The sequence below is a fragment of the Coleofasciculus sp. E1-EBD-02 genome, assembly GCF_040218245.1.
Taxonomy (GTDB): domain Bacteria; phylum Cyanobacteriota; class Cyanobacteriia; order Cyanobacteriales; family Coleofasciculaceae; genus Coleofasciculus.
Window position 1 is genome coordinate 1 of sequence record NZ_JAVJQN010000029.1, and the last position, 7,622, is coordinate 7,622.

Genomic DNA, 7,622 nt, shown 5'->3' on the forward strand with positions numbered 1-7,622 from the left:
TAGGGCTTTTTTGAGTAGAATTTCAGGTAAATGGGGCGCAAGCCGCCTCAGAGCATCGGCGCGGTCATACTCATCTCGTATAGCCAGTGCCGCTTCTAGGGCTTCGGGTAGGATTTTGGGTAAATGGGGGGCAATCGAACAGAGAGCATTGGCACGGTAATTCTGATCTTGTATAGCCAGTGCCGCTTCTAGGGCTTCGGGTAGGATTTTGGGTAAATAGGGGGCAATCGAAAAAAGAACATCGGTGCGGGTAAACTCATCTTGTATAGCTCGTGAGGTTTCTAGGGCTTTTTTGAGAAGAGTTTCAGGTAAATGAGGAGCAATCGAATAGAGAGCATTGGCGCGGGTAAACTCATCTTGTATTACCCGTGCTGCTTCTAGCACTTTGGGCAGTAGAATGTCGGGTAAATGGGGTGCAATCTTTGATAGAGCTTCTGCTCGACTACTTGAATCTTGTTTCTGTTGAGCATAAGCTAAACCCTGTTCTGGCGTCCATATCTGCTTCTCCACCAGCGCTGCTATTAACTCAGGCGGGATATTTTTTGCTAAAGAATTAAGAGATGCAATAATCAAGGCATAGCGACACTGGAGTCCAATGGATTCTGATGGTTTCTCCTCATACATCTGTTCCGCTAATCGCCAAGCTCGTGCCACATCGGTGACAAAGTTTCCCAATTTCCCCAGTCTGTCGCACGCCTCATACCAAGCATTACGTCCTTGAGGTGTTGAGGCTTGTAAAAGTTGATGTAGTTCTTGGGATTGACCTGCTTTCTCTAAATGCCAACTCAAATAGTTATGAATATAACCATCATTCGATAACGTGTACCATTGTCCATTTTCAGTCTTGGCACGGTAACGTTCCAAAAACGCCGCATGAGCCTCTTTTAACCTTAATCCCAGTCCTGGTAATTCCTCAGAATAAACCGGGTTAACACTATCGGTTAATAACTCTTTAGCCCGATCATGCATTAAGTCATGGATGCGATAAGTCGGTTTCTCTTCCGGCTGCACCGCTCCAGATAACAACAGTGCTTTAGAACGCAGCGTTCGCAGAATGACTCCAGCTTGTCGCGGTTTCACCTGCCAGAGAACGGCGGCTGTTTGTTGTCCAATGGCAGCATCTTCCGGTAAAACGCCTAACCAAGCAAACTGCTGTAACTGTTCCGGAGATAACTGGCGTAAACTTAGGTTAAATGATGCGTTTAAGCTCAGACGCTTACGAGTTTCTTCACAACTAGCACTCCCAGCGCCACTATCATCTAATGTCTCTAGTCGTGCGACTTCAGCCTGGAAGTCCTCTAATAATTCCCACCAATCCACACCCTCAGCGATTTGAGTTGCTGCCAGTTCTAAAGCTAATGGCAGATACCCTAACGCCTCTGCCAAGTCTAGAGCTTGTCCCTGCTCCTCCTCTGACATCGGCATTCCCGGTCTACATTTATTCAATAACTCCAGCGCCTCGGTTGGACTCATCATGTCCAAGTCATAGCGAATGGCTCCCCGCACAGGAGCCTCACGAGTAGTTACCAAAACCCGACAGTTTGACCCACCCACTTGGAACGGTTCTACATCTTCCGACTTCCAAGCATCATCGACAACTAATAAACTACGTTTGTCATAAAGTAGAGTTCTGAGATGCGTCGAAGCCGCTTGGGGAGTGGTTGGTTTGTAGTCAAAGTCTCCTAATGCGTGAATCCAAGTTGCCAGAAATGAGAGGATATCCGGTTGTTGACCCAGTGTTACCCAGAGAATCCCATCGGAAAAGCGTTGATGAATATCAGAATCATGAGCCAGTGCTGTAGCTAACACAGATTTTCCAATACCACCCAGTCCATAGATGGCACTCACGACTAACGTTCCCGGTGTGGTTTCTTCCGTTTCTAGGAGTAATTTTTTCACGTCCCGGCGCGGTTGGGGGCGCTCGACAAAGTTGGGGGGTAATGGGGGAGCCTGGAAGGGTTTGCCTACCCATTTAGGTTTAGTGCAAAAATTAACAGTCCCATAATTCTGGAAGCTGTTTTGATTACCATGAACCTCACCAACCGCTGTACCAATTGTGTTTTGATTGCCAGAATTCCCGATGTGACCTTGATTATCAACACTGCCAACATCGTCACCAAAGGTATATTGTTTTATCTGGCTTTCATCATCACTCATTACGCCCAGAAACCATACTCACTTTTCACAAGACATCTCGAAACCCTGTCCGATAAGCGTTGCTACAGGTCAAAACTATTACATTGGCTAAGGGCGGGTTTAGTCGCATCTGGGTTAACCAAGAAAGGATAGTTGTAAAACCCGCCCCTACACTCTATCACTCAAAACGATATGCGGTGAAACGTCAGATAAACCGTAGGGGCGCACTGACGTGCGCCCGATTCAATCGTCAACGCTATATCCTTTTTTAGCCGTTTCAGCCGAGGAATCCGCTTCAGCTTCAACCCACCCCCTAACCATTTCAATGGGAATACCAATAGGAGCAAACAACACTTTTAGCGCTTCAATACCACCTTCTTTCAGGGCATTACGGAGTCGGGTTCTGAATGTCGGATTGTGCTTAATTTCTTGTTGCAGCGTTACCACTAAAGCACTTTGTCTTTCAGTTTCAGTAGCATTCGGATAAGTTTGCTTAAGCTGTTCCAGTAGCTGCTGAATTTCGGCGGCGGCTTGGGCTAGTGTTTGCTTTTGCTCTGGTGCATAGTTGTTAAAGTGCTGAAGGTTTTTATAATCGCCTTTAACCTCACCAGCCACACTGCTAATCGTGTTGGATTTTCCAGAACTGCCGATATGACCGTGATTTTCAACACTGCCAACATCGCCATGAAAGTTATATTGTTTCTTAGAGTATGCCATTTGTGTTGAAACCTCACCGAGTTGTTATTGAGATTGATTTAAGCCAAAGAATCATCGATTAATTGCGTTATCTTTATCCTCTAGTCTAGCTTTAAGCTGTAGGTGAAGTGTCAAGTATTCCCTCCAAACCGGGTGTGGAGTGAGGACAACAACTCTCCACTACGGCAATCTATGATAATTTAAACTATTCTTTCCCCCAGAAATGTTTAATTTTTTCAATCATGCTTCCATCTCAACAAAACGTCATAATTGCTCTTTTTTGACCCCTTTTCCGGAATTATCTACGAATTTTCAAGGGTTACAGCAATTGTGAGATGAGTGTGCGATTTTCAGGTATATTATCTATGGTGGGTTTATTCTAGGCAAAATCAATCCCTACACGGCTAAAATCCTTGAAGCTTTGTAACACTTTGTATAATCGTCTGGTTTTCGTCTCACTCCCCATGTCCCCTTCGACGCATGTATTTTTTTAAACTTTAGATAAAAATCATTACTAAGTCTTGACAAAAACACAGATTACACCGAGGGTATGGCGCAGACAGAACACTGAATCGTGAGAGACACAGATTGACACAGAGAGGTAAATAATCTCCCAACAATTCTTACATCGTCTCCCCATTGAGAACTAACGCCTCTGTGTAATCAGTGCTACCAGCCTCCCACCCCCACCTCTACCGTTCCTACCAATCAGAGAAATCAGTGTTACCATCTTGATTCAGCTAGGGAGTGCCATATCCAAACAGGCGATCGCAGACTAAACTAAGAGGCGGTGCAAGACTCGCCATCTGTCGTTATCGTCCTCTCCCAACCCGCTCAGGAGCAAGTATTGATGATTCGCCTGCCTAACAACCACCCAATTTTCAAGGGTTCGAGACTATGGTCAATGGTTGTGGTTTCAGCATCCCTCGTATTGCCCTTGATGCTAGCTCAATCCTTTTATAGCGGTTCTCAACCGATCGCATCTTCTCCCCAGCCCTCTTCGGAGCCATCACCTGAATCGGAAGTCCCACCACCGCCAAATCCGTCCCCGGCTGAAGCCCAATGGCGTCATCGTCTGATTGCCCAAAGTCTTTCCTGGCAACGTCCCTCAACTCCTGTTCCCAAGGCAACCCCATCTCCATCCTCTACTCCTCAAGATACCGCCAAAACTCCAACCTCGGCGGCTCAATCACCGACAGCCAACCAAACCACTCAAACCTCAGTCCAAAAACCCCCCACCCCCCTACCGCCCAAACCCAACGCCCAGACTCAAGCCCAAAGCCCACCCCCGCAATCCCCTCCCGCCGCTTCGGAAAACTCAGCCAAATCAGAAACTCCTCCAGCCAATACTGCAACGTTAGAAATGCGAGTTGCGATCGCGACTGGGGTAAGTTCCCTAAATGTTGGCACATCTACCGCCGGAATCGTGGTGGATGCGGATGGGAAGACATTAGGAAAACTTGAGGCGAACGAAGGAGTTAACGCTCAACCCAATGGTTCTTATCTTCGCATCGGTGAATGGAAAACCCCAGGGGGCGTTTGGCTTAAACCCACAGGTGGCGGATTTGTTTTTGTCAATGGACGGTGGTATCGGGGGGATTTACTCTTAGTATCACGAGGGGATGGTCTACTTGCCGTTAACTATATTGAGCTTGAGGCGTATCTAGCCAGTGTCGTCGGTGCAGAAATTTATCCCAATTGGCCCCCCGCTGCTCTAAAAGCCCAAGCGATCGCGGCTCGTTCCTATGCGATCGTGCATTATATTCGACCCGCTAATCAGTTATACGATTTGGGTAATACTCAGCGTTGGCAAGTGTATAAAGGAATTGAGTCGGAGTGGAATACGACAACTCAAGCGGTTCAACAAACCCAGGGAATGTTTCTCAGTTATAAAGGGGGCGTCGTGGAATCGCTATACGCCGCTTCAGATGATATTGTCAGTAATGTTTTTGGCGGTCAAGGAATGAGCCAAAGGGGTGCTTATCAGTTGGCGATGCAGGGGTATGATTACAAACAAATTTTAGCCCATTATTATCCGGGTGCGGGGTTGTCGTGGCTTGAGGATCAGTGAGGGTCATTTGTTATTCGTCAGGGTTTGACAGGTAACGTTTTCAGCGCTGGAGGGATTTTCAGGCTTAAGTGTATGATCATGATTTCGAGCAGGCGATCGCGATGACATTAGCAACCAAGCGACTAACTTTTGAGGAATACCTGACCTATTCAGATGGGACGAACACCCGTTATGAGTTGGTGAACGGGGAATTAGTAGCAATGAGCATTGGTACTGGGCAACATGGAGAAATCATTGACTTTCTCTATCGGCAAATCGACGCCGCGATTAGGCGTACCGGACATGACTGGATTGTTAGACCTGTAGCAATTGGTGTGCGATCGCCTCGTGCTGGCAAGTGGGATACGTCTCGCATTCCTGATCTAACCGTTATTCCTACCCAGCAGTGGCGTGAGTTAAGAAACCGTGAGGCGGTGATTGAACTTCACGAACCCCCTCCCATTTTAGTAGTAGAAGTCGTTAGTGAATCGACTAAGACTACTGATTATCGTGCCAAGCGGGTTGAATACAACGTTTTAAACATTCCCGAATATTGGGTGATTGACCCACTGGAATCAAAAGTAACAATTTTTACCCTGATTGAGGAACTGTACGAAGGAGCCGAGTTTGCAGGTACTGAGCCAATTGTTTCCGGTACATTTCCAGAGTTGACGCTGACAGCCGAACAGATTTTTCAGGCGGGGGAAATTGACTCTTAGCTTGTCCGACTTAACCAACCCATGCATCTAAGTCGAGGGTGAAGTGATGGGGATGTTGCAACACAAAAGAGCGACCTTGTTTTTTAACCTACATTCCGCAGATCCTGACGGACAGCATTAGGAAGGAATAAAAATTTTACTCCGACAAAATCAATCAGTCCAACAATTCTTGCGTTTCTGTTGCTTTTTTGTTCATTTTTAGACGAACATGGAGTATTAATGATGGAAATTTATCAACTTACATTTAGAAAATAATTTCCTGGATAAAACTTGGATATTTTTTTCAGCATAATGACCACGAAAACAATTTTAATTTCCGCGAATAACTTCGGATTATGACCAAATAGTATTATTTGTATACTCTGATTCATCCATCTTCAACAATTAAATAATATTCCCGGCAATATTTTCCTAAATGTTTCAATATGTGTTGACGTTCTAAGGTTAAATTACTCACGTATCGCTTTCCAGCTACAGTCACTAAATGCACAGCTTGAAACATCTGAAATATCCATCTCATTGTCGGTCTACCTGTTAATTTTTTGACCTGATTTTTCACGGTCTCATTGGCAGATGCTAATTCTTTTCGCAATTTTCTTTGGGCGAGGTTATACACTAACAAACATAGTGCCATTATCATCGCAATCGCTTCCACCCTCTGGGGATTTTTAACGAATACACTCGATGTGAATAACAACGGATCTTTGAGAAATCTAAATCCTCTTTCGTTACTTTGTTGTCCTTTATATTCTTCTAATATCTCCTGATTACTTACCTCAGTTCCGTCTAATATATTCGTCGCTAAAATAAATCTGCCTGCTTTGATTTTTTCCGCTTCGATGACGGATTCTCGCCTCTCAACTTGACCACTAACTTGATAGAATTTTTTCTCGCTCTTTTTCTCAGGCTGCTTGACTCGTTTTTCTCGACATTCAATTTCTTTTATTTGGTGATATTTCCATGAATTAGAAAGTGTTTTTATCGCTTTCTTGGCGTCGTCTTTACAAGCCAACAACTGTCTGTAAAGCTTACGTACACTGGCTTGTGCCTTTTCTTCTTGTTTTTCTATATGCTTGTTTATTTGTTTGACCCTTGCTTTTTTTCTCGCTTCGCTTTCTACCACTACCCATCTTTGTTTGATTCCGCCGTATTCACTTTCTCGCTCAGCCATCTTATATCCTTTTATTTGGCTCTCTTCCCATTCCTTCTCTTCAATCTCTACTATTTTATTTTTTGCCTCTTTCACACTTAATGGCACTCTTGTTATCCATTTCATTCCTCTCATCGCTGATAAATTATCTGCTGTGTATAAGGCACTATCTCCCACATATATCCCCGCAAATGTCCACTGTTTTTTAAACTCTTTTAATCTTTCGACAAATACACTTTTATCATCGACATTTCCGGAATCCACTTTTAGATACAGCGGCACGTCTCCATCTCCGGTTACAATCATGTCAATGATAAATTGTTTCAGATCTGGTCTTTTATCTCTCGAATATCCATGAACTATCTCTATGGCTTTCATTTCGGGTTCTACTTCTCGCTCTTCTCCTTCAATTATTTCGTTATTTTTTCCCTTTATTTCATACTCTCCTTGTACTGCCATTGAACTCCCATCTATATGAACACTGTTCATTTCTACTTGAAAAATATGCGTTGCTTTTAGGGATACTGCTGTAAATATTTTCGTTATTCCCGCTCGGTGATATTTGTCTAATCCTCTTCCTAATCGGTCATCATTCAAATGTTCCGGCAATACTCCTTCTCCTATTAGGTGTTCTGTAGCTTTCCCCACGAAAAAGTTTTCAAATAGATATAGTGGGGCGCACAAAAATCCCAATCCATTCAAAATCATCGCTTTCATGACTTGTCCGGGACTAAGAGTTTCTTTCTTTTTTATCCCTACTATTTTATTCACTTCTTCCACCAATCCCATCTCATCTATTATTCCCGCCACTATTCCTAAATGGTCTAAATTTTCAATTTTTAGCGTATCCTGACTCTCTTTCATGCTTTTT

5 protein-coding genes are annotated in these 7,622 nt (G+C 44.2%); 2 read left to right on the plus strand and 3 right to left on the minus strand.

The annotated features are described in order from the left end of the window. Both RIC07_RS04945 and RIC07_RS04950 read right to left on the minus strand, forming a co-directional pair. A partial coding sequence (locus RIC07_RS04945) for an NB-ARC domain-containing protein (RefSeq protein ID WP_446393542.1) occupies positions 1-2,157 on the minus strand: 2,157 nt, incomplete at its 3' end. A gap of 222 nt (positions 2,158-2,379) precedes the next feature. Next, positions 2,380-2,853, minus strand: a complete 474-nt coding sequence (locus RIC07_RS04950) for a hypothetical protein (protein ID WP_446393543.1) — start codon at positions 2,851-2,853, stop codon at positions 2,380-2,382. 769 nt (positions 2,854-3,622) lie between these two features. On the opposite strand from RIC07_RS04950, the gene RIC07_RS04955 reads away from it, so the two are divergent. Together RIC07_RS04955 and RIC07_RS04960 are read left to right on the plus strand one after the other, a co-directional pair. Then, positions 3,623-4,903: a SpoIID/LytB domain-containing protein gene (locus tag RIC07_RS04955; RefSeq protein ID WP_446393544.1), complete on the plus strand. Its 1,281-nt coding sequence runs from the start codon at positions 3,623-3,625 to the stop codon at positions 4,901-4,903. A 101-nt stretch (positions 4,904-5,004) separates the two neighbouring features. Then, positions 5,005-5,601: a Uma2 family endonuclease gene (locus tag RIC07_RS04960; protein WP_446393545.1), complete on the plus strand. Its 597-nt coding sequence runs from the start codon at positions 5,005-5,007 to the stop codon at positions 5,599-5,601. Between the two features lie 367 nt (positions 5,602-5,968). Here the strand turns inward: RIC07_RS04960 and RIC07_RS04965 are convergent, their stop codons facing one another. Further along, a complete protein-coding gene (locus RIC07_RS04965; RefSeq protein ID WP_446393546.1) occupies positions 5,969-7,615 on the minus strand; it encodes an IS1634 family transposase in 1,647 nt (548 codons plus the stop codon). Between the last annotated feature and the right edge of the window lie 7 nt (positions 7,616-7,622).

Bases quoted from the DNA above. Each gene is read 5' to 3' on its own strand.
- RIC07_RS04950 (WP_446393543.1), bottom strand. From the start codon at position 2,853: ATGGCATACTCTAAGAAACAATATAACTTTCATGGCGATGTTGGCAGT.
- RIC07_RS04960 (WP_446393545.1), top strand. From the start codon at position 5,005: ATGACATTAGCAACCAAGCGACTAACTTTTGAGGAATACCTGACCTAT.
- RIC07_RS04965 (WP_446393546.1), bottom strand. From the start codon at position 7,615: ATGAAAGAGAGTCAGGATACGCTAAAAATTGAAAATTTAGACCATTTA.